Origin of the sequence: endosymbiont of Riftia pachyptila (vent Ph05), assembly GCF_000224455.1 — a bacterium.
Classification (GTDB): Bacteria; Pseudomonadota; Gammaproteobacteria; order Chromatiales; family Chromatiaceae; genus Endoriftia; species Endoriftia persephonae.
The window spans coordinates 1-21,544 of the sequence record NZ_AFOC01000065.1 but is presented as its reverse complement, the minus strand read 5'-3'; the positions used below and the strand labels follow the sequence as shown (position 1 = coordinate 21,544).

The following is a 21,544-nucleotide window of genomic DNA, read 5'->3' as shown; positions in this document are numbered from 1 at the left end:
ACCCTGTTCGCTATAGATGGCTCATGATGATCTCACGCTCAGCAGGCGCATCTCACACTCAAACATAAACTCGAAGGCTTCGACGTGACGGATCGCCTCGTCGATCGATTCGCCCCATGTATAGAAACCATGGCCCTGGATCAGGAAGCCGACCAGGTCGGGGTTTGCATCGATGTAGCGATCGACCCGGTTGGCGAGCCGCGCAATATCCTGGTCATTGGCGAAGATCGGTACCCGGACCTGACAATCGTGGCTGTCGATCCCTGCAAATGTCTTTAGTAGCTCATAATCCTGTAGCGAGAGATGGGTCTGATGCAGCCGCGACAACAGTGTCGCGTTGACCGTGTGAGGGTGCAGCACCGCGTTTATCTCCGGCAGGCGTTGGTAGAGCAGAATATGCAGTAGGCTCTCGTCGGAGGGGCGCTGCAGCTCGTCGGTGTTGCCATCGGCGTCGGTGTGCAGGATATCCTCTAGATCGAGTCGGCCCTTGTGGCGGCCGGAGGCAGTGATCGCAAGGCTGCCGTCGTCGAGGCGGGCAGAGAAGTTGCCGCTGGTAGCGGGTACCCAACCGCGCTGGTGGAAGAGGTGGCCGATCTCAATCAACTCACGGGCAATGGTTTCAAAGTCTGATGGCATGACTGCACTCCTGATAGAGCATCGATTGTAGTTTAGACAGACTTGCATGGTGGTGATAGCGCTGGGGCCTGGTGGTGTCGGGGTGGGTGAACTAACATGCGGCAGGGAACATTTGGGAGTTGCGGCATGTATCGGATCATTATCATTTTATCGCTGGCAGGTTTGCTGCTGGCCGGCTGCAAGACGCTGTCTGAGCGTGAGCAGGCCAAGCACCTAGAGGATACCCTGCTGAAGTATGAGGCGGTGATCCGTTGGAACGCTGGTGTGGGGGCCCAGCGCTTCCTGGCGGCAGAGCAGCAGCAGACAGCCAATAAACCGCTGCGCAAGGATTTGCGTGTAACCAGCTATGAAACGGTGCAGGGGCCATCGATGCTGGACGAGGCGACGGCGGGGCTGACAGTGGTGATCCAGTATATCTTTGAGACCGAGCAGGTAGTACACGAACTGGTGGACCAGCAGCTCTGGAAATATGATGCTGAGACCAAAACCTGGCGNCTGCAGAGCCCGATCCCCGAGTTCAAATAGGCTATGCAATCTCCAGCCGGTTTTTCGTCTGCTTCACGCTTCTTTATAGTCAGCGCATCGATCGTGCTGCTCGTGGCTGGGATGAAGGCGGCCACCGAGCTGCTGGTGCCGTTTCTGCTGGCTCTGTTTGTCGCGGTGATCGCCGCGACACCGCTATTCATGCTGCGTCAGCGAGGTCTGCCGGGCTGGTTGGCGATGCTGCTGGTGATCGCATTGATCATCGGCATCGGTGCGCTGCTGGCCTGGCTGGTCGGCGGTGCGGTCAACGACTTCTCCAGCAACCTGCCGAAATACCAGGCGAGCCTGGCACAGCAGACCAGCGGTTTTAGCGCCTGGTTAACAGCTCAGGGGGTGCAGGTGGATCCGGCTACCTTCAGCACTTATCTCGATCCCGGCAAGGCGATGGGAATGGCCGCCAAGCTGCTGAGTGCGCTGGGTGGAGTGTTGACCCAGGCTGTGTTCATCCTGATCACAGTGATCTTTATCCTGGTGGAGGCCGCCGGTTTTCGAGAGAAGCTCCGCAGTGTGCTGCAGCGGCCCGAGTCGGCCCTTCAACATATAGACACTATCACCGATAACATCAAGCGTTACATGATGATTAAGACTACCACCAGTCTGCTCACCGGTGCCTTGGTGTCGCTTTGGCTGATGTTCCTGGGGGTGGATTACCCGATACTCTGGGGTACAGTTGCTTTTCTCTTCAACTATGTGCCAAACATTGGTTCGATCATCGCTGCGGTGCCCGCGGTGCTGTTGGCACTGGTACAGCTGGGCCCGATGGATGCCCTGTGGGTGATGCTCGGCTATCTGCTGATCAATAACCTGGTGGGTAATGTCATTGAACCCCGTTTCATGGGCAAGGGGTTGGGGCTGTCGCCGCTGGTGGTGTTTGTCTCGTTGGTTTTCTGGGGCTGGGTGCTGGGGCCGGTGGGTATGTTTCTCTCGGTGCCACTTACCATGGTGTTGAAGATTGTGCTGGCCAGCCGCCTTGAGACCCAGCTGGCGGCGGAGCTGTTAGGCTCCTAGCCAAACAGCGCCTCGGCCGCCGCGAGGCGCTCTTTGGCATCGTCGAGGATCTGGATGCTCAACTCCGGGGTCAGCTCGCTAAGGCCGAGTTTGTAGAAGGCGGGGATCTGGTCCAGGCTGGGAAGAGTAAGAAAATAGTCAGTACCGATGTAGCTGTGCAGCTGGGCGACCACCACCAGGTCGGTGTAATCGGCGTCCTCAGCGCCATCTCTGAGCCAGGCTTCCGCCCCTGTGGGGACCTGCACCATGTCGTCGATAAACCCCCAGCGCTGCAGGATCCTGCTGCCGATCTGCCCGCGCATCTCGCTGCGCACCTGCTTGAGCCGAGCGGCGTCATTGGCAACATTGGGGAAGCGTTCGGCATAGTTGAGGATTGCCACCTCGCCGATGTCATGGATCAGTCCGGCCAGTAGCGCCTGCTCCCTGTCAAAGCCCTTGATAAAATCCGTCAGGACAAAACAGATTGCAGCGACTTTGGTGCTGTGCTGCCAGAGCGCCTCCATCTGCTGTTTGATTTGCGGCGAGCGGGCCTGGAACAGCTCCCGCAGAGCGAAACTCAGAACCAGTTGGTAGGTGGTGTTATTGCCGAGTCGCACTACCGCTGCAAGGCAGGAGTCGACTGGCGCCATCACGCGGTAGAGAGCGCTGTTGGCAACCCGGATCAGCTTGGCCGTGATAGCAGGGTCGGACTCGATGATACGCGCCAGTTTCTCTGCTGCGACCCACTCCGACGCCATGGCGCGGCCGATGCGTGCCGCCACATCGGGTAGACTGGGCAACACTAGCTGGTCTGCTTCCAGATCGCGCAGCAGGGTCTGCGAGAGATCGTTTTCGGTCTCCGCTGGAATATGGTGTTGCCCGCTGGGGAAGAGAATCTCGGGCTCCGCCTGCTGCAGCTGGTCGAGGATCAGGTCGTTCAACAGCTGATTGTCGAGCATAAAATACTCCACATCTTCGGCTGCGGTGACGTCGTACTGACGGGGAGTCAGGTGGGCGATCGGTCTGCTGGCCTGGGTCGAACCGGCTTCAACGCTAGTGTGGCGGTCATCTGCCGAGTGCAGATTCACTCTGCCCTTGAGCAGATAGAGGCTGAAGGGTTCCGATGCCCCAAGCTTGAGCAGCCGCTTGCCCTCGCTAGCGGTATAGATGGCGAGTGAGTTGCTCAATAGCTCATGCTGTTGCGGGGTAAGCTCCGAGAGTGGATTGAAGCGTTTAAGCTGCTCGGGAGTGGGGTGTCTGCCGGTATTTTTGAACATGCAAAAAGTGTAGCCGTTCTACATAAAAGATCGATAGCGTGGTGATTCTCTTGGTGTTAGCCGGTCCTGGCTCAACATCCGCACTTGGGCGCGCGGGCCTGATGCAACTGCAGGGTCCCGACCAGCCGGTCAACGCTAGTCAGATCGTGGCGCTGCAAATAGTCGGCGATGCCCTGGTTGATCTTTTTGCAGATGTGCGGATCGTAGAACAGCGCGGTGCCGATGCCGATGGCGCTGGCTCCGGCGATCAGGAACTCGATGGCGTCCTCCGCGCAATTGATGCCGCCCTGGCCGATGATCGGGATGTTGTGGTCACGGCAGACCTGGTGCACCTGATGCACCTTGAGCAGTGCCACTGGCTTGATCGCTGGGCCGGAGAGGCCACCCTGATTGTTGCCGATGATCGGCGTGCGGCTCTCGATATCGATGGCCATCCCCATCAGAGTGTTGATCACCGAGAAGGCATCGCTGCCGGCCTCGATGCAGCCCTTGGCGTTGGCGGCGATATCGGTCTGGTTGGGTGACAGCTTGGTGATCAGCGGCTTGTTGGTGGCCTTGCGGCAGGCCTCCACCACCCGCGCCGACATCGCCGGGTCGTTGCCGAAGGCGACACCGCCCTCCTTTACGTTGGGGCAGGAGATGTTGATCTCGATGGCGTCGATGGGGGAGTCGTCGAAGCGCCGAGTCACCTCGTAGTACTCCTCTACCGATGAACCGGAGACATTGGCGATAAATCGGGTCTCGTCGAAATCGAGCTGTGGCAGGATCTCACCCACCACCTTGTTGACCCCGGGGTTCTGCAGGCCGATGGCGTTGAGCATGCCGCCGGGGGTCTCATAGATGCGGTGCGGCGGGTTGCCGAGGCGCGGTTCCAGGGTGGTGCCCTTGAGGCAGACCGCGCCGGTGTCCCGGTTGCTAAAGCCCTCCACCCGTGTGTACTCTTCGCCGAATCCGACGCAACCGGAGAGCAGCACGATCGGCGTGTTGAACGGCATGCCGCAGAACTCGATGTTGAGGGGAGAAGGGGTTTGCGTCGTCATGGTGTTTTGTGTCGTCTGCTTGTGGAGGAGATTGAGGTGTTTCATGTAGTGCTGTATGAGCCGGAAATCCCGCCCAACACGGGCAACATCATACGCCTCTGCGCCAACACTGGCAGCAGTTTACACTTGATTCAGCCGCTTGTTTCGAGCTGGACGACAAGCGGTTACGCCGTGCCGGCCTCGACTACCATGAGTGGGCCGAGCTGCGCGAGCACGCTTCGCTGTCGGCCTTCCTCGACTCGGTGCAGCCGCCGCGTCTCTTTGCCTGCACCACCCGCGCCCGGCGCAACTATGCTGAGGCGGCGTTCGAGGCGGGAGATGCGCTGCTGTTCGGCCCGGAGACCCGCGGTCTGCCCCAGGCGCTGCTCGATTCGCTGCCGGAACAGCAGCAGTTGCGCATCCCGATGCGGCCGGAGGTGCGCAGCCTGAACCTCTCCAATGCGGTGGCCCTGATCCTCTACGAAGCGTGGCGTCAGCAGGGGTTTACCGGGGGCGGATAGGGTCCGCTCCGGCGGGCCAGCCGCGTTTGGTGGCCAGCGCCTCACGATAGATCGCCTCGGTCTTTTCTGCCAGGCGACGGGTGGAAAACTCTGAGAGCACCCAGTCGCGGGCACCCTGCTTCAGCCGTTGCAGCAGATTAGGATCGTCGATGCAGCGGGTTACCCGCTCCGCCAGCAGCGCCTCATCCCCTAGCGGCACCACATAGCCCGCCTGGTCGTCGGGGATCACATAGCTGTTGTCGGAGACATCGGTGGCGACCACCGGCACGCCGCAGGCCATCGACTCCAGCGCCACGTTGGGGGTGCCTTCGTAGAGGGAGGGCAGCACTGTGATGTCGCAGACGTTGTAGAGCATCTCCACATCGTCGCGGTTGCCGACAAAGTGGCAGTATTCGCGCACTCCGAGCTGATCCACCAGCTCGCTCACCTCCTGCTTGTAGTCGGAGGAGCCGTGCAGGCCGTGGGCCAGCTGGTCGCCGATCAGGATGAAGCGGGTATCCGGGTGGCTCTCGAGGATGCGTGCCACCGCCTTGAAGAAGAGCGGGTGGTTCTTCTGCCGTTTGTAGCTGCCGAACATGCCAACGTAGAAGGTGTCGGGGTTTAACCCTAACTCCTCGCGGAGCGCCGAGGCATCTAGCGGTGCGAAGCGCTCGGCGTCGACACCATTATGCACCACCCGGTACTTCTCTTCTGGCTGGTTGAGGGTCTTGCGGTTGAATTTGGCACCGGCGTGGGAGTTGGCGATGCAGAGGTCGAGCATATAATGGGTCAGTGTGTAGGCGGCCCGCTGGACTTTTTTCAGGCTGTAGTTGGTGTTGCGCTCGGAGCCGACGATCAGCGGGGTGTCGGCGAGTCTGCCGGCCAGGCGCACCGCGATCTCCGCGTCGAACAGGTAGCCGTGCACGATGTCGGCTCTCAGTTGCTCCAGTAGCTGTGAGAGTTTCCAGGCGACCTTAAGGTCGAAGCGGGACTTTTTGTGGATGATGTGTAGACGCTGCTCGCGCTGTTTGATGGTGTCGGCCAGTGGCACATAGTCCGACAGCGAGACCAGATGGACATCGAAGGCGTTGCTATCCATGTTGTTGATTAGCTCAACAATCTGGCGCTGTGCGCCGCCATACTCCAGGTTGCTGATTACCAGGACGACGACGATGCGGTTGTTTGTGTCGCTCATATCGCTTTAGCCTGGGTTCAGATGTTGTTCTCGCGGCACCACTGTTCGAACCAGAGCAGCGGCCAGATGCGGTCGGCCAGGTTGCGCTGTTTCTTCTGGTGGGCATCGATCAGGCGGCGGATTTCGTTCTGATCGAAAAATTTAGACGAGCGGCTCTCGGGTGCGAGCAACAGCTCGCGGGTGAAGTCGTAATATTTGCCGCGCAGCCAGTGTTTCAGGGGCATGCCAAAGCCCTTCTTGCCGCGATTCACGATGTCGTCCGGTACCTTGTCCTTGAGCATCCGCTTGAGCAGATACTTCTGCACCCCGTCGCGGATCTTCACGCTGGTGGGCAGGGTGTTGGCGAACTCCACCAGGCGGTGGTCGAGAAACGGCACCCGCACCTCCAGGCTGTTGAGCATCGAGTTGCGGTCGACCTTCACCAGAATATCTTCCGAGAGGTAGGTCTCCTGGTCGGTGGCCATGCGTAGCGCCTGCTCGTCGAGGCCAGGATATTGGAAGTGGGGTTCGAAAAACCAGGCCCCTGGGTCGACATGGGAGCGGTGTTTGCGCAGGAACAGCGCACGCCGCTCGGCCGGTTCCAGATGCCCGACCTTGCGCTGGAAACGTTCGGCGCCGCTCACCGACATGCGGCTCAGCCAGCCCTTGCCCTGCACATGGTTGCCGAGCATGCCAGCGGCGGGCCCTAGCACGCCGCGCCGGACTGCGTTAGGGAGGCGGTCCATCTGCTGCTCGTGGGACTCCCAACGATAGCGCTCGTAGCCGCCGAACAGTTCATCGCCGGCGTCGCCCGAGAGGCAGACCTTCAGGTGTTTGCTTGCCTCCCGGGTGACAAAGTAGGTGGGCAGCGAGGAGGCGTCGGCGAAGGGTTCGTCGAAGTGGGCTACCAGTTTGGGAAACATTAACAGGCTAATTTTGTCGACGATCAGCTCATGGTGGTTGGTCTGGTATTTTTCGGCGACGATGCGGGCGAAGCCCGACTCGTCGAAATCCTCTTCCGAGAAGCCGATGGAGAAGGTCTCAAGGGGCTTATCGAGCTGCTGGCTGGCGAGCGCCACGATCAGACTGGAGTCGATGCCGCCGCTGAGGAAGGCGCCGACCGGCACGTCACTGCGCAGGCGGATGCGGATCGAGTCGTCGAGTAGCGCCTCCAGCTCAGCCTGATAGTCGTCATCGCTTCTGGGTGTGGTGTCGGGTGCGAAGTGCGGTGTCCAGTAGCGGATGGTGCTGATCTCGCCGCGCTCCCAGATCAGGAAGTGGGCCGGCGGCAGCTTGTGGATATTCTGGTAGATGGTACGCGGTGCCGGCACATAGCCGTAGGCGAGGAAGTCGTCGAGGGCATCCAGATTGATCTCGGTCTTCACGTCTGGATTGCGCAGCAGCGCCTTGAGTTCGCTGCCGAAGGCGAAGACGCCGTTCTGGCTGGTGTAGTAGAGCGGCTTCTCGCCGAGCCGGTCGCGGGCGATGAACAGGCGCTGGCGGTTTTTGTCCCAGATGGCGAAGGCGAACATGCCATTGAGCGCCTCTAGGCAGTCGATGCCGCGCTCCTCATAGAGGTGCACGATCACCTCGGTGTCGGAGTGGGTCTTGAACTGGTGGCCGTTCTTCAGCAGCTGTTCGCGGATCTCCTTGTAGTTGTAAATCTCGCCGTTGAAGACGATGGCGATGCTGCGATCCTCGTTGAAGATCGGCTGGTCGCCGCCCTCCAGGTCGATGATGCTGAGGCGGCGGTGACCAAGACCGATGTTGCCCTCGACAAACAGCCCTTCACCATCCGGCCCGCGGTGGATTAGGCTGTCGTTCATCTCCTGTAGAATAGGGCGCTCGATGGGGCGCTCGACAGAGTCGTGGCAGATGCCGCAGATTCCACACATGTATAAATCGTCCCTTATTTTTCTGGATGGCAGGGCGCCCGGTGGTTGACCGGTTGACCGCGCCGGTTATACCGCATCCGCTGGTTATCGGCAATGCGGGGAGAAAAGGATAAGACCTGGTCCATACTACCTGGATTCCCAGGGGGGGTAAGCGCCGGGAATTCTGCTCAGGTGGGAGCCTCTGGATGAAGCGGCTGCAAGACGCTTGTTGATGATTCGCGTGGAGGCTTCTTAGTTCGATTCTGCTTTTTGTTGCCGCTCGAGCAGATTGTGCACCGCCCTGCGCGGGTCGAGTTGCCGATAGATGACTTGGTAGACCTGCTCGGCGATCGGCATCTCCACGCCGCTGCGCTGGGCCAGTAGGAATACCTCCTGTGCGGTCTGAATCCCCTCCACCTCCTGACCGATCTCTGCACGCGCCTGCTCGACGCTCAAACCCTTGGCTAGCGCCAGCCCCATGCGGCGGTTGCGTGACTGATTGTCGCTGCAGGTCAGGGCCAGATCGCCAAGCCCGGCCAGCCCCATGAATGTGTCCGGTTTGCCGCCGAGGGCGATGCCGAGGCGCATGATCTCGGCCAGGCCGCGGGTGATCAGTGCGGCGCGGGTGTTGGCGCCAAACCCCAGGCCGTCGGCGATGCCGGCAGCGATGGCGATGACGTTTTTGCTGGCGCCGCCGACCTGTACGCCAATCATGTCGTCGCTGGTGTAGGCGCGGAACCAGGGGGCGTGCAGGTAGGCCGCAAGCCGTTCGGCGTGGGCTGGGTTGGAGGCGGCTACGGTGATCGCGGTGGGTAGGCCGCGGGCCACTTCTCCGGCGAAGGTGGGGCCGGAGAGCACTGCCAGATCGTGTTCGGGGAGTATCTCTGCCGCTACCTGGGAGAGCAGTTTTTGGCTGCCGGGCTGGAAGCCTTTGGTGGCCCAGGAGATGCCGGTGGCCGGGTCGAGCAGCGGTTTGATCTGGTTGAGCACGGCACTGAAGGCGTGGCTCGGCACCACCAGCAGCACCTCGTCGGCCCCATCCAGCGACTGCGCCAGATCGGTGGTGGGCTGGAGGTTGTCGGGAAACTCTATGCCGGGCAGAAACTGCTGGTTCTGGCGCTCCCGTGCGAGTTGTTCGATATCTGCTGGGAGATGCCCCCAGAGGGGCACATCAAAGCCGTTTTGCGCAAGCAGAATCGCCAGCGCGCTCCCCCAGGAGCCGGCGCCAAGTACGGCGATCTTGTTGCGCGCCTGGTTCACTGAGGCTCAGTGGGTGGCTTCGCCGCCTGCTTCTGCCATCTTCTGCTGGTGCTGGGCGTAGAGCGCGTCGAAGTTGATCGGTTGCAGCACCATCTGTGGGAAGCTGCCCTTGGTGACCAGGTCGGAGATCGCCTCGCGCACGTAGGGGAAGAGCAGGTTGGGGCAGTAGGAGCCCATCAGCGGGCCCATCTCCTGATCCGGAAAGCCGCCGATGCTGAAGATGCCGGCCTGTTGCACCTCGGCCAGATAGGCAGTCTGCTCACCCAGCTTGGTGGTGACGGTGACAGTCAGCACCACCTCGTGGATCCTATCCGTGAGGGTGTTGACCTCACTGTTTATGTTGATGTTGGTCTCCGGCTTCCACTCCTGCTGGAAGATTGCCGGGGAGTTTGGGGTCTCAAAAGAGGTGTCTTTGAGGTAGACGCGTTGCAGGGAGAGCTCGCGCTGTGGCTGCTGGTTTGCTTCCTGGTCTGTCATGGGAACTGCTCCTGGTTACTTTAAGTTGTGTTACTTGCGCGTGATCGGCAGATTGGCGCTTTGCCAGGCAAGGATGCCACCGCGCAGGTTGTAGACCTGTTCATAGCCCTGTTTGCGCAGGATCTGGCAGGCGCTGGCGGACTGGGCGCCGGAGCGGCAGCCGATGATGATCGGGCGCTGCTTGTGTTTTTCGAGGGTGGCGAGCTGGTTGCTGAAGCCATTCATCGGGATGTTGAGAGAGTTGATGATATGGCCCTTGTGAAAGTCAGCGGCGGGACGCACGTCGAGTACCAGCGCGTCCTGCCGGTTGATCATCTCGGTGGCGGCAACCGGATCGACGCTGCCCTTGTCGCCCTGCAGCAGGTTGTGTACCAGCAGGCCGCTGACGAGCAGAAAGGGGAGTACCAGCATCCAGTGGTTGGTGACGAACTCGATGAGTTGATCCATTCAAAGCCTCAGAAAGAAAACGCTTGGAAAAAGTGACGGCAGTGTATAACAGGAGTCGCTCCCGGTTAAGTCGCACCGGGAGGATTATTGAGATGGGTTTCGATCAAGTTGGGATCCAGAAACCCCTTAGCTGCTGTGGGTGCAGAAAACTTCCCGCATCATGCCGATCAGCCGCAACGTGCGGAAGTCACTGACCCGGTAGTAGACCCGGTTGGCGTCCTTGCGCGAGGCGAGAATGCCTTTGTCGCGCAGGATCGCTAAGTGCTGGGAGATGTTGCTCTGCGAGGTGCCGACCTGGTCGACGATCTCCTGCACGCTGACCTCTTGGTCCCCGAGGGTGCAGAGGATCTTTAGCCGCAGTGGATGGGACATGGCCTTGAGTGAGCGCGAGGCCCGATCGACATCGTCATCAGTGGCGAACAGAGTGTCGACAGCATCGGTATCGGCTTCCAACACGGGTTTGCTCGGTTTACCAAATTTCTGTTGCATCGAGTTACGCCTTAATTATTGTCTAATACAATAATACGCTGTTTATGTTGGGCTTGAGAAGCCCCAGATTTTCTGCTGGATCTTGCCGATTCCACGCTTTGATGGAGTTCCCCTCTCTATTGGCGTGTTGTATGCCGCCTAAATAAGTGCCTTAATAACGAATTTTCTGTAGCACGGGTGATCAGCGCCCGGGAAGCAAAACGAGGTTAAACGCCGCTCATGACGGACAAGCTAAAACCCGTCGTTCTCCTCATCCTGGATGGCTGGGGATATCGGGAAGCGACTGAAGCCAATGCCATAAACTCGGCAAAGACACCGGTTTGGGACAGGCTCTGGAAAGAGTATCCCCACACCCTGATACGCACCTCTGGTGCGGCGGTTGGCCTGCCCGGCGGGCAGATGGGTAACTCGGAGGTCGGGCACCTCAACTTGGGTGCCGGGCGGGTCGTCTATCAAGAGTTTACCCGAGTAGGGCGCTCCATCCGGACCGGCTCCTTTTTCAACAATCAGACGTTGACCAGCGCTGTGGATGCTGCCGTCGAAAAGGGCAAGGCAGTGCATATCCTCGGCCTGCTCTCGCCGGGCGGGGTGCACAGCCACGAGGCGCACATTCACGCGATGGCCCGGTTGGCGGTGGAGCGGGGCGCGACACGCACCTACGTACACGCCTTTCTGGATGGCCGGGATACCCCGCCGAAGAGCGCGAATGCCTCGATTCGGGCGATGAATGACTGTTTCGATGAGCTGGGACATGGCTCGATCGCCAGTATCATTGGTCGCTACTATGCGATGGACCGGGATCACCGCTGGGATCGCATCGAGGCCGCCTATGATCTGCTGACCCGCGGTGAGGGGATCCACCAGGCGGAGAGCGCCTGCCGAGCGCTGCGGGATGCCTATGCGCGGGAGGAAACCGATGAGTTTGTCGAGGCGACGGCGATCGTGCCGCCGGGAGGCACCCCGGTAAAGATCGAAGATGGCGATGTGGTGATCTTCGTCAACTACCGTTCCGACCGGGCGCGTCAGCTGACACAGGCCTTTATCGATGATGATTTCGACGGTTTCGAACGCAAAAGCCGGCCGAAGATCCACTCCTTTGTCAGCCTCACCCAATACAACAAGAAGTTCGATATTCCGGTGGCCTTCCCGCCGGAGCGCCTGAACAATGTCTTCGGCGAATATATGGCGCGCCTAGGTATGCGCCAGCTGCGCCTCGCTGAGACCGAAAAATATGCCCATGTCACCTTCTTTTTCAACGGTGGGCGGGAGGAGCCGTTCGAGGGAGAGGATCGTATCCTGGTGCCCTCGCCGCAGGTGGCGACCTACGACCTGTGTCCGGAGATGAGCGCCGAGGAGGTGACCGACCACCTGGTGGAGGCGATCGAAGGCGGCAAATACGACGCCATCATCTGCAACTATGCCAATACTGACATGGTCGGGCACACCGGCAAGATGGAGGCCGCGGTGCAGGCGATTGAAACCATTGACCACTGCCTGGGACGAGTGCAGAAAGCCCTGCACCGGGCTGGTGGCGAGATGCTGATCACCGCCGACCACGGCAATGCAGAGCAGATGGAGGATTTCGACCACCACCAGCCGCATACTGCCCACACCACCAATCCGGTGCCGCTGGTCTATGTCGGACGTGAGGCGGAGCTGGAAGAGAGCGGCGCGCTCTGTGACATCGCGCCAACCATGCTGAAGTTGATGGCGGTGGAGCAGCCGACGGAGATGAATGGGCATCCCCTGGTGCGGTTTGAAGCCGAGTAGTGGGGATGAGACCGGAGCTGGCGCGCTTGGCTTGGTTGCTGCTAGTCGGATTGGGGCTGGCCTGCGGCATGCCACTGTCGGCTGCACAGCCCGACTATCAGGAAAAAACCGAGGAGCTGCAGCTGATCAAATCGCGCATCAAAGAGCTGCAGTCGAAACTGGAGCAGACTAAGGGCCGACAGCAGCAGCAGAACATCGCCCTGCGCGAGACCGATCAGCACATCGGTGCCCTGGCGCGTCGGGTCAGAGTCATCGAGGTTGGCCTGAAACGTCAGCAGCGGCGGATGGGCAAGCTGGAGCGCCAACGCGCCGATGCCCGCCTGCAGCTCGACAAACACCGCCAGAGCGTGGAGCGACAGATCCGCTCTGCCTACGCCATGGGACGCCAGGAGAAGATCAAGATCCTCCTGAGTCAGCAGGATCCAGCCGTGGTCAGTCGGGTGATGGTGTATTACGATTATCTCAATGCCGCGCGCCTTAAACAGATGGCAGAGATCCACGAGGTGCTGCAACGGCTCAATCTGATTGAGCAGGAGATCGTCCAGGAGGAGCAGCGGCTGCAGCAGTTGCAGGCCAAAGCAAACACGGAACAACAACGGCTTGAACTGGCGAAACGGGACCGCGAGCAGCTCATTGCCTCTCTCAACAGACAGCTCGCCAGCAAGGGGGTGGAGCTGTCGCAACTGCAGGAGGATGAAACTCAGCTCAGCTCGCTGCTCTCCAGCCTGCAGCAGGCACTGGCGGACATTCCGGTCGATCCGATGCAGCAGAAACCCTTTAGCGTCCGCAAAGGCAAACTGCAGTGGCCGTCGCGCGGACGACTCACGGCAGGTTTCGGTTCGCCGCGGAATGTGGGTGAGCTGCAGTGGGATGGGGTGGTGATTGCCGCCCCGGAAGGGGGCGAGGTGAAGGCGGTACATCGTGGCCGGGTCGCCTTCGCCGACTGGATGCGTGGTTTTGGCCTGCTGCTGATCCTCGACCACGGCGACGGTTATATGAGCCTCTATGGCTATAATCAGAGCCTGTTTAAAGAAACCGGGGAATGGGTCGAGCCGGGTGAGGTAGTGGCCCTGGTTGGCAGTAGTGGTGGCCGTCCCAGCCCTGGCGTTTATTTCGCCATCCGCCACAATGGACGCGCAGTCAATCCGAAAAAATGGTGCCGGCGCAGTCGCGGCAACCGGGTTGGCTGGCTGGTCGAGCCGCCACAGACCCGGGTGGCAGATGAACATGGTATAGCGCCCCGCTCCGGCCGGGCCGATCAACTGAGAAGAGCAGCATGAAGTCAGCTAAGGTACGTAATTTCCTGGTGGGTCTGATGGCAATCAGCATGGGCCAGCTTTCTGCTGTTGCCGCTGCGCAGCAGCCGGAAAGGCCGACTGCCGAGCTGCCACTGCAAGAGCTACGCGCCTTTGCCGAGATCTTCGGCCGGATCAAGGCTAACTACGTTGAGCCGGTGGACGACAAGACGCTACTGGAGTACGCGATCCGCGGCATGCTCTCCGGTCTCGATCCCCACTCTAGCTATCTGAACGCGGATGAGTACAAGGAGCTGCAGGTCGGCACCACCGGCCAGTTCGGCGGCCTGGGCATCGAGGTTGGCATGGAGGATGGCTTCGTCAAGGTGGTCTCACCGATCGATGACACCCCAGCACAGCGTGCCGGGGTGCGCGCCGGCGATCTGATCGTGCGTCTCGACGAGACCCCGGTAAAGGGCATGAGCCTGAACGACGCAGTCAAGCTGATGCGTGGTAAGCCCGGTACCAAGATCATCCTGACCATTGTACGTGAAGGCCAGGAGCAGCCGCTCAAGATTGAGGTGGTGCGCGATATCATCAAGGTCACCAGTGTCAAGAGCCGGCTGCTGGAAGATGCCTTCGGCTATGTGCGGATCTCCCAGTTTCAGTCCCACACCACGGATGACCTGCTGAAGGCGATCGAGAAGATGAAGAGCAAGGTGGGCGGACCACTGAAAGGGCTGGTGCTCGATCTGCGCAACAACCCTGGTGGGGTGCTCAACGCGGCAGTCTCAGTGAGTGACGCGTTTCTCGAAGAGGGGCTGATCGTCTATACACAGGGTCGCATCAATGACTCGGCGCTGCGCTTTGAGGCGGCCCCGGACGATGTGCTCAACGGCGCACCGATCGTGGTGCTGGTCAACGCCGGTTCCGCCTCTGCCTCGGAGATTGTGGCCGGTGCGCTGCAGGATCACGACCGGGCGGTGATCATGGGGCGCGCCACCTTCGGCAAGGGCTCGGTGCAGACCATCATCCCGGTCAACAAGGTCTCCGCGGTCAAGCTCACCACTGCCCGCTACTTCACTCCATCCGGCCGTTCGATCCAGGCGGAGGGGATTAAGCCTGACATCGAGCTGCAGGATGTAGAGATTGCCAAGGTGAAGAACAATGGCGTTTCGCCACTCAAGGAGGCCGACCTCTCCGGTCATCTATCGAACGGCAATGGTGACGCCAAAGGGAAGAAGAAAAGGGCGGAGAAGCGTAATAAGGATGACCAGGAGGCGATTGCCGCGCTGCTGGCAAAGGACTATCAGCTCAACGAAGCGCTCAATCTGCTCAAAGGGTTGGCGATCTTCAATCGGCCCGATGCGGGTTGATCGATGTTGCTGAAAAAGCTGCCACGCACGCTCCTGAGCCTGCTCGCTCTGCTGCTGTGCAGCGCAGTGGTGGCGGCTGAGCCTGAGGTGCCTGCAGAAGATGATCCGCCGCTGGTTGCGCTGATCATCGATGACATGGGTAACCTGATGCAGCGTGGCGAGCGCGCCCTGGCGCTGCCCGGCAAGGTCACCTACTCTTTTCTGCCCCACACTCCCTACGCGCGTCAGCAGGCGGATCAGGCGTATCGCCTGGAGCGGGAGGTGATGCTGCACCTGCCGATGGAGTCGCTTGAGGCGCTGCCCCTTGGTGAGGGCGCCCTGCTCACTGGGATGACAAGCCAGGAGCAGGCGGAGGTGCTGGCTGCAGCAGTCTCCTCGGTGCCCCATCTGGCGGGCATCAACAACCACATGGGCAGCATGATGACCGCAGATGGCGTGGCGATGCAGCAATTCATGGCGTTGATCCGCGACACCGGGCTGTTCTTTCTCGACAGCCGCACCACCGACAAAACCCTCGCCGAACAGTCGGCTCAAGAGAATCTGGTTGCCACCGGCCGGCGGGATGTGTTTCTCGACAACCTGCGGCAGCCAGAGGCCATCCGTGCCCAGTTCAAGCGGCTGCTAGCGCTTGCCCGCAGCCAGGGCCACGCGATCGGCATCGCTCACCCCCATCCGGAGACCCTTGAGGTGCTGGAAGCGCTACTGCCTGAACTGGAGCAGCAGGGCATCCGACTGGTGCCAGTGTCACAACTTATCAACCAAGGGAGAAGCCAATGGCACGCGTCCTCGTCCCCCTCGCCCAAGGCTGTGAAGAGCTCGAAGCCGTCACCATCACAGATCTACTGACTCGCGCCGGNGTGGAAGTGGTGACGGCCGGTCTGGATGCAGAACCGGTGCTCGCCTCCCGCGGCCTGAAGATCATCCCCGACACCAGCCTCGACCAGGCGCTGGATCAGCGGTTCGACATGATCGTACTGCCCGGTGGCTTGCCGGGCGCCGACCACCTCAATAATGACCCGCGCATTCACTCCCTGCTGCAACGCTTGGCCGACGCCGGTGGCTACACTGCGGCGATCTGCGCCGCGCCCAAGGTGCTGGCCAGCGCTGGCCTACTGGATGGACGCGAGGCGACCGGCTATCCGGGAACTCTGGAGGCGCTGGGATTGACACAGGTGCGGCTGAGCGGCGAGGCGGTGGTGACCGACGGCAGGGTGATCACCTCGCGCGGGCCGGGTACCGCGATAGATTTCACTTTGGTGCTGATCGAACGGCTGGTGGGCAAGGAGACACGAGACAAGGTTGAGGCGGGGCTGGTGCGTTGATCTGCCGGATCAACTCTGCGGCGATGAGTTGAGATAGATCACCTCGGCGGAGTCGCTCTTCTTCGCTTGCTCCGGCTTGGGGCCATGTTCCGGCACCAGCTGGTGCAGCAGCTCCAGCAGCTTCGCCTCATCCATCGCCTCGCAGGCGGCGGTGATCTGCTCCAGAGTGGCGTTCAGTGCCATCCACTCGACCTGCCGGTGGCGCGCCAGCCGCACCTTCTCGTGGGCGGTGCCCTCCAGCTGCTCCTTCTCATGGAACAGCTCCTCATAGAGCTTCTCGCCGGGCCGTAGGCCGATGTACTCGATCTCGATATCCTCGCCGGGGGTTTTGCCGGAGAGGCGGATCATCTGCTCTGCCAGATAGCTGATCTTCACCGGCTCGCCCATGTCGAGGACAAAGATCTCACCGCCTTGCCCCAGCACCATGGTCTGCATGATCAGCTGGCAGGCCTCGGGGATGGTCATGAAGTAGCGCTCCATGCGCGGATCGGTGACGGTGAGCGGGCCGCCGCTGGCGATCTGCTGACGAAACAGCGGGATCACGCTACCGGCGGAGCCGAGCACGTTGCCAAAGCGCACCGTGATGAAGCGGGTCTGCGACTGTCGGTTCAGATTCTGACAGAAGATCTCCGCCGCGCGTTTGCTTGCCCCCATGATGTTGGCCGGGTTGACCGCCTTGTCGGTGGAGACCAGCACAAAGTCGGAGCAGCCGCAGCGGTGTGCCGCCAGCGCGACGTTTTGGGTACCGAGCACGTTGTTGCGCAGCGCCTGGCGGAGCTGTGGCTCGAGCATCGGCACATGCTTGTAGGCGGCGGCGTGGAACACCACTTGTGGGCGGTGCTGGTCGAAGGCGTGGTTGAGATAGGCGGCGTCGGTGACATCCCCCAGCTGGTAGGCAAGATTCAGTTGTGGGAAGTGCTGGCGCAGCTCCATCTCGATGGTGTAGAGGTTGAACTCACTGTTCTCGAACAGCACCAGCTGCGCCGGGCCGAGGGCGGCGAGCTGACGGCAGAGTTCGGAGCCGATCGAACCGCCGGCACCAGTGACCAGGATGCGTTTGCCAGCCAGCGCCTGACGGATCTCCGGCCAGTCGAGGGAGACCGGTTCGCGGCCGAGCAGATCCTCGATACTGACCTCGCGCAGCTGGTTGATCTGTACATTGCCCGACATTAGATCCTGCAGTTGCGGCACCGAGCGGAAGGGCACGCCGGCTTGTTCGCAATACTCCACCACCCGGCGCATTTGCTTGGAGGTGGCGGAGGGGATGGCGATCATGATCAGGTCGATCTCGTGCTCGCGGACCAGGCCGGGAATCTGCTGGCAGGCGCCAGCCACCGGGATGCCGTGGATCTCGCGCTTGTGGCGGCGACGGTTGTCATCGGCGAAGGCGATCGGCTGGAATGCCTCGCGGCGATTGCGCAGGATGTCGCGGGTGAGCATCTCACCGGCTTTGCCGGAGCCGACGATCAGCACTCGCTGACCGGCGGAGAGGTAGAGGTGATGATCCTTTAGCCAGCGGTAGAGTAGGCGCGGCCCGCTCAGCAGTATCACTAGCAGCAGCGCGTGGAGCAAAGGCACCGAGCGGGGGATGCCGACGCCGCGGGTGATCAGGAACAGGATCACCATAGCAATCGCGGTACCGATGACGATGGCTTTGAGGATGCGCAGCAGGTCGGGCAGTGAGGAGAAGCGCCAGATGCCCCGATAGAGCCCGAGGAAGAGGAAGGTGGCGGCCTGTACCGGCAGCAAGATCAGCAGCGCAAACAGCCCGGCCTGGAGATAGTCGTCGGGGATTGTCTCCAGATTGAAGCGCAGCCAGTAGGCACCCAGCCAGGCCAGCGGCACCATCAGCAGATCATGCAGAAAAGCGGTGCCAGTGGAGCGAAAGCGCGGCGGGATGAAATTGATCAGATGCGGCATGGCGCTTCCTGTGTGACTCTTCGCTCGGGTATCATCGGCGGCGGCCTCTACATGATGCGATGGCTCGCCTGGCTCAGCGGCTGATGATTCTGCCACAGACAGAGCCCCCGGTCGCTACAGCGCGCCCCAATTGGACGAGGGCGGCTGCCACAGTCTGGCTGCGATCACAGAGATATTATGCTGCTTCGACACACGCTGATCTATTTTTTTGCCAAATTCGGCCCGGGCCTGATCAATCTGCTGGCGCTGATCCTCTACACTCGGCTGCTGGATCCCCAGGCGTATGGTCGTTTTTCGGTAATCTTTTCGCTGGTCAGTTTCTTCAACATTTTCCTCTATTACTGGCTCAGGGTAAGCATCACCCGGCTGCGTCCACGCTACCCAGATCCGGCCCAGGGGTTGGGCCAAGCCATTCTCATCGGTTTTGTGACGGCGAGTCTGCTGGGGGTATTGCCCTTTGTCGGCGCGCTTGTCTGGTTCTCCGATGGGGGTTGGTTGGTGTTGCTGGCGCTGTTGCTGATGTGGTCGCTGGGTGGATTCGAGATGACCCTGGAGTTACTGCGCTCCGGTGCTCGACCAGCCCGTTTTGGGGTGACCAGCCTGGTCAAGTCGGTCGCTGCGCTGCTGATCTCGTTGGCGCTGATCGAGGCTGGTTATGATGGTGTGGTGGCCCTGTTAATGGGTTTGTTCTCGCTACCCTGTTGGGTAGTGTTATCAATCTTCGACTCTGGCGTGAAATGATTCCGTCCAGGGCCGCACATCGCCAGCCGGCTACGTGAGCTGGGCCATTTTGGCTGGCCGCTGGCGGTTAACTTTGTGCTGCTGACGCTGGTCTCGGTGACCGACCGGATCATGCTCTCGGCGATCAGTGGTGACAGCGAGGCGGGCATCTACTCTGCCGCTGACAATCTGGTGCAGTACTCTCTGCCGCTACTCATGGTGGTGGTTAACCTGGCCGCCTATCCGCTGATCATGCAGGCATTTGAGAACCAGGGTGAGGAGGCCGCCAGGGCGCGTATCCGACACCATTTTCTGCTGTTGTTCGGGCTGGGGCTACCCAGCAGCGCAGGCATCATCGTGCTGGCAGAGGGGCTGGCAGCGGTGGTGTTGGGGCGCGATTTTTCCACAGCGGGGGCGGAGCTGATACCCTATATCGCCCTGTCGGCCTTTCTGTTAAGCATCAAAGCGGGCTATTTCGACCTCTCGTTCCAGCTACAGCGCAACACCCTGGGTCAAGTGTGGGCTGCGGGGGCGGCGGCAGCGGTGAATATCCTGCTGAATCTGCTGCTGATTCCGCAGATGGGAATGCAGGGGGCAGCTATCGCCAGTGTCGCAGCTGCACTGACCGCGGTGGTGATCAGCGCCTTGCTTGGACGCCGCCACTTCCGGCTGCCCTTCCCTCGACAGGATTTTATTAAAATAGCCGCTGCGACCCTGATGATGGGGGGGGTGCTGTGGATTATCGGCTTTGCGCCGGGGGTGGTTGGTCTGCTGCTGGGAGTGTTGTGCGGACTGGTGGTTTATGGGGTGATGCTGCTGCTGTTTAATCCGGGTAACCTCACCTATGAGTTGGCAAGACGCTGGCGCAGGGTAAAAAGTGATGCCTGACAGGCAGTCTGAAGGCAGAGTGAGCGGATGGCGATAGTCGATAAACATAAACTCCTGGAGCAAGTGGAGGCGCGCAGTGAACTCACTCTGGAGTTGGGCTGTGGCGCCCGCAAGCGCGATCCCAAGGCGATCGGCATTGATGCCCTCGATCACGAGGCGGTGGACATTGTCGGTGATGTGCTGGATGTGTTGCGGCAGCTTCCGGACGATGCCGTCGCCTCGGTCTCCTCCTACCACTTTGTCGAGCATGTGGAGGATATCGAGGGGCTGATGCGGGAGCTGGCCCGGGTGATCCGCCCCGGCGGTAAGCTGCTGTTTGTCGCGCCGCACTTTTCCAATCCCTACTACTACTCCGACTACACGCATCAGCGCCCCTTCGGTCTCTACAGCTTCTCCTATCTGGCGGAAGACCGGCTGTTCAGCCGTCGGGTGCACAACTACCAGCAGCTCAATGCGTTTGAGATCCAGGCGGTGAAGCTGATCTTCAAATCCCCACGCCCCTTCTATGTGCGTTATGGCCTGAAGCGTATCTGGCAGCTGTTGTTCAACCTCAATACCTACCTGATGGAGTTCTACGAGGAGAACCTCTGCTACCTGTTTCCCTGCTATGAGGTGCGCTATCAGCTGGTAAAGAAGGGTGGGGACAGCCCGGCATGAAGGTGCTTTTGTTGAGCCGTTACGGCCGCATGGGAGCCAGCAGCCGTATCCGCTCCTACCAGTATCTACCCTATCTGCAGGGCCAGGGCATTGAGGTGGAGGTCGCGCCGCTATTTGGTGATGACTACCTGAAACAGAAGTACCAGGGGCAGGTCAGTGCGGCAGGGGTGTTCAGATGCTATCTTCATCGGCTGCAGCTGCTGCTGCGGGCCAGAGAGTTCGACGTGCTGTGGATCGAAAAGGAGCTCTTCCCCTGGCTGCCGGCGCTGGCCGAACAGCTGCTATCGCTGTTCAAGGTCCCCTATGTGGTGGACTATGATGACGCTATCTTCCACCGCTACGATCTGCACCGCCGCAAGCTGATCCGCCAACTGTTGGGAAACAAACTCGACCAGGTCATGCGTGGTGCCAGTTTGGTGATCGCCGGCAACAGTTATCTGGCGGAACGGGCTGAGAGCGCTGGCGCATGCTGGGTGGAGATTCTGCCCACGGTGATCGATCTGGCGCGTTATGAGGCTAGGCCTGCCGTGGAAAGAGAGGCGTTTGTCATCGGTTGGATCGGCTCACCGATCAACACCCCCTACCTCAAGCTGATCGAACCGGCGTTGACTGAGATCTGTCGTGACCATCAGGCCCGACTGCTGCTGGTGGGGGCCGATTCCATTGAGATGAAGGGGGTGCCGATCGAACATCGCAGCTGGTCAGAGGCGGATGAGGTGGTCAATATTCTCGACTTCGATGTCGGCATCATGCCGCTGCCCGATACCCCTTGGTCGCGGGGCAAGTGCGGCTACAAACTAATCCAGTACATGGCCTGTGGCCGCCCGGTGGTGGGTTCGCGGGTTGGCGCCAACATCGATGTCGTGGAGCAGGGCGTAAACGGCTTTCTGGCTGATTCGATGGATGAGTGGATCGACGTTTTGAGCCGCCTGCGCAACGACCGTCAGCTCAGGATCGAGCAGGGTGCGGCGGG

General features: G+C 60.6%; 19 protein-coding genes and 2 pseudogenes. 11 read left to right on the top strand and 10 right to left on the bottom strand.

What is annotated here, in order from left to right; all coding sequences use genetic code 11:
* Positions 1-21 precede the first annotated feature (21 nt).
* Positions 22-636: a methylthioribulose 1-phosphate dehydratase gene (locus tag RIFP1SYM_RS10920; RefSeq protein WP_039960334.1), complete on the bottom strand. Its 615-nt coding sequence runs from the start codon at positions 634-636 to the stop codon at positions 22-24.
* A gap of 528 nt (positions 637-1,164) precedes the next feature.
* On the opposite strand from RIFP1SYM_RS10920, the gene RIFP1SYM_RS10910 reads away from it, so the two are divergent.
* Positions 1,165-2,187, top strand: a complete 1,023-nt coding sequence (locus RIFP1SYM_RS10910; protein ID WP_005964280.1) for an AI-2E family transporter — start codon at positions 1,165-1,167, stop codon at positions 2,185-2,187.
* On the opposite strand, the gene RIFP1SYM_RS18775 is transcribed toward RIFP1SYM_RS10910, so the two are convergent.
* Entirely contained in the window at positions 2,184-3,443 is a 1,260-nt protein-coding gene (locus tag RIFP1SYM_RS18775; RefSeq protein WP_005964277.1) for an HDOD domain-containing protein, read from the bottom strand. The genes RIFP1SYM_RS10910 and RIFP1SYM_RS18775 overlap by 4 nt on opposite strands.
* A gap of 71 nt (positions 3,444-3,514) precedes the next feature.
* On the bottom strand, positions 3,515-4,483 hold the full coding sequence (locus tag RIFP1SYM_RS10900; RefSeq protein ID WP_006475146.1) for a dihydroorotate dehydrogenase: 969 nt from the start codon (positions 4,481-4,483) through the stop codon (positions 3,515-3,517).
* A 36-nt stretch (positions 4,484-4,519) separates the two neighbouring features.
* Here RIFP1SYM_RS10900 and trmL point away from each other — a divergent pair.
* Positions 4,520-4,983, top strand: a pseudogene (gene trmL, locus RIFP1SYM_RS10895) (tRNA (uridine(34)/cytosine(34)/5-carboxymethylaminomethyluridine(34)-2'-O)-methyltransferase TrmL).
* Here the strand turns inward: trmL and RIFP1SYM_RS10890 are convergent.
* From RIFP1SYM_RS10890 to RIFP1SYM_RS10865, 6 genes are all read right to left on the bottom strand, one after another.
* Positions 4,967-6,157 (bottom strand): glycosyltransferase, encoded by a 1,191-nt coding sequence (locus RIFP1SYM_RS10890; RefSeq protein WP_005964268.1) that lies wholly within the window; start codon positions 6,155-6,157, stop codon positions 4,967-4,969. The pseudogene trmL and the gene RIFP1SYM_RS10890 sit on opposite strands and share 17 nt — an antisense overlap.
* Positions 6,158-6,174: 17 nt before the next feature.
* Positions 6,175-8,031: an asparagine synthase (glutamine-hydrolyzing) gene (asnB, locus tag RIFP1SYM_RS10885; RefSeq protein WP_006475148.1), complete on the bottom strand. Its 1,857-nt coding sequence runs from the start codon at positions 8,029-8,031 to the stop codon at positions 6,175-6,177.
* A gap of 231 nt (positions 8,032-8,262) precedes the next feature.
* Positions 8,263-9,270 carry an NAD(P)H-dependent glycerol-3-phosphate dehydrogenase gene (locus RIFP1SYM_RS10880; protein WP_005964257.1) on the bottom strand — a complete coding sequence of 336 codons (1,008 nt, stop codon included), beginning with the start codon at positions 9,268-9,270 and terminating at the stop codon, positions 8,263-8,265.
* A 6-nt stretch (positions 9,271-9,276) separates the two neighbouring features.
* Entirely contained in the window at positions 9,277-9,747 is a 471-nt protein-coding gene (gene secB / locus RIFP1SYM_RS10875; RefSeq protein WP_005964255.1) for a protein-export chaperone SecB, read from the bottom strand.
* Between the two features lie 30 nt (positions 9,748-9,777).
* A complete protein-coding gene (locus RIFP1SYM_RS10870; protein ID WP_005964253.1) occupies positions 9,778-10,194 on the bottom strand; it encodes a rhodanese-like domain-containing protein in 417 nt (138 codons plus the stop codon).
* Between the two features lie 126 nt (positions 10,195-10,320).
* Complete coding sequence (locus RIFP1SYM_RS10865; RefSeq protein WP_005964249.1) at positions 10,321-10,683, bottom strand: ArsR/SmtB family transcription factor; 363 nt, start codon at positions 10,681-10,683, stop codon at positions 10,321-10,323.
* A 219-nt stretch (positions 10,684-10,902) separates the two neighbouring features.
* On the opposite strand from RIFP1SYM_RS10865, the gene gpmI reads away from it, so the two are divergent.
* Genes gpmI through RIFP1SYM_RS10840 form a run of 5 tightly spaced genes read left to right on the top strand, consistent with a single transcriptional unit; the run spans position 10,903 to position 16,386 of the window.
* Positions 10,903-12,453, top strand: coding sequence for a 2,3-bisphosphoglycerate-independent phosphoglycerate mutase (gpmI, locus tag RIFP1SYM_RS10860; protein WP_005964245.1), 1,551 nt, complete (start codon positions 10,903-10,905; stop codon positions 12,451-12,453).
* Between the two features lie 5 nt (positions 12,454-12,458).
* Entirely contained in the window at positions 12,459-13,733 is a 1,275-nt protein-coding gene (locus RIFP1SYM_RS10855; RefSeq protein ID WP_006475149.1) for a murein hydrolase activator EnvC family protein, read from the top strand.
* Entirely contained in the window at positions 13,730-15,064 is a 1,335-nt protein-coding gene (locus tag RIFP1SYM_RS10850; protein ID WP_005964242.1) for a S41 family peptidase, read from the top strand. Before RIFP1SYM_RS10855 ends, RIFP1SYM_RS10850 begins: the two co-directional genes overlap by 4 nt.
* 3 nt (positions 15,065-15,067) lie before the next feature.
* Entirely contained in the window at positions 15,068-15,910 is an 843-nt protein-coding gene (locus RIFP1SYM_RS10845) for a divergent polysaccharide deacetylase family protein (protein WP_005964241.1), read from the top strand.
* Positions 15,838-16,386 (top strand): DJ-1 family glyoxalase III, encoded by a 549-nt coding sequence (locus RIFP1SYM_RS10840; protein ID WP_039960330.1) that lies wholly within the window; start codon positions 15,838-15,840, stop codon positions 16,384-16,386. Before RIFP1SYM_RS10845 ends, RIFP1SYM_RS10840 begins: the two co-directional genes overlap by 73 nt.
* Positions 16,387-16,395: 9 nt before the next feature.
* Here RIFP1SYM_RS10840 and RIFP1SYM_RS10835 read toward each other — a convergent pair whose 3' ends face one another.
* A complete protein-coding gene (locus tag RIFP1SYM_RS10835; RefSeq protein WP_006475150.1) occupies positions 16,396-18,306 on the bottom strand; it encodes a polysaccharide biosynthesis protein in 1,911 nt (636 codons plus the stop codon).
* Positions 18,307-18,483: 177 nt separating this feature from the next.
* Between RIFP1SYM_RS10835 and RIFP1SYM_RS10830 the strand changes: the two genes are divergently transcribed.
* From RIFP1SYM_RS10830 to RIFP1SYM_RS10815, 4 genes and pseudogenes are all read left to right on the top strand, one after another.
* A complete protein-coding gene (locus RIFP1SYM_RS10830) occupies positions 18,484-19,047 on the top strand; it encodes a lipopolysaccharide biosynthesis protein (protein WP_005964236.1) in 564 nt (187 codons plus the stop codon).
* A gap of 15 nt (positions 19,048-19,062) precedes the next feature.
* Positions 19,063-19,914: pseudogene (locus RIFP1SYM_RS10825) on the top strand (lipopolysaccharide biosynthesis protein); the annotation flags it as partial.
* Between the two features lie 27 nt (positions 19,915-19,941).
* Complete coding sequence (locus RIFP1SYM_RS10820; RefSeq protein ID WP_005964228.1) at positions 19,942-20,571, top strand: class I SAM-dependent methyltransferase; 630 nt, start codon at positions 19,942-19,944, stop codon at positions 20,569-20,571.
* A partial coding sequence (locus RIFP1SYM_RS10815; protein WP_039960326.1) for a glycosyltransferase family 4 protein occupies positions 20,568-21,544 on the top strand: 977 nt, incomplete at its 3' end. The genes RIFP1SYM_RS10820 and RIFP1SYM_RS10815, both read left to right, overlap by 4 nt.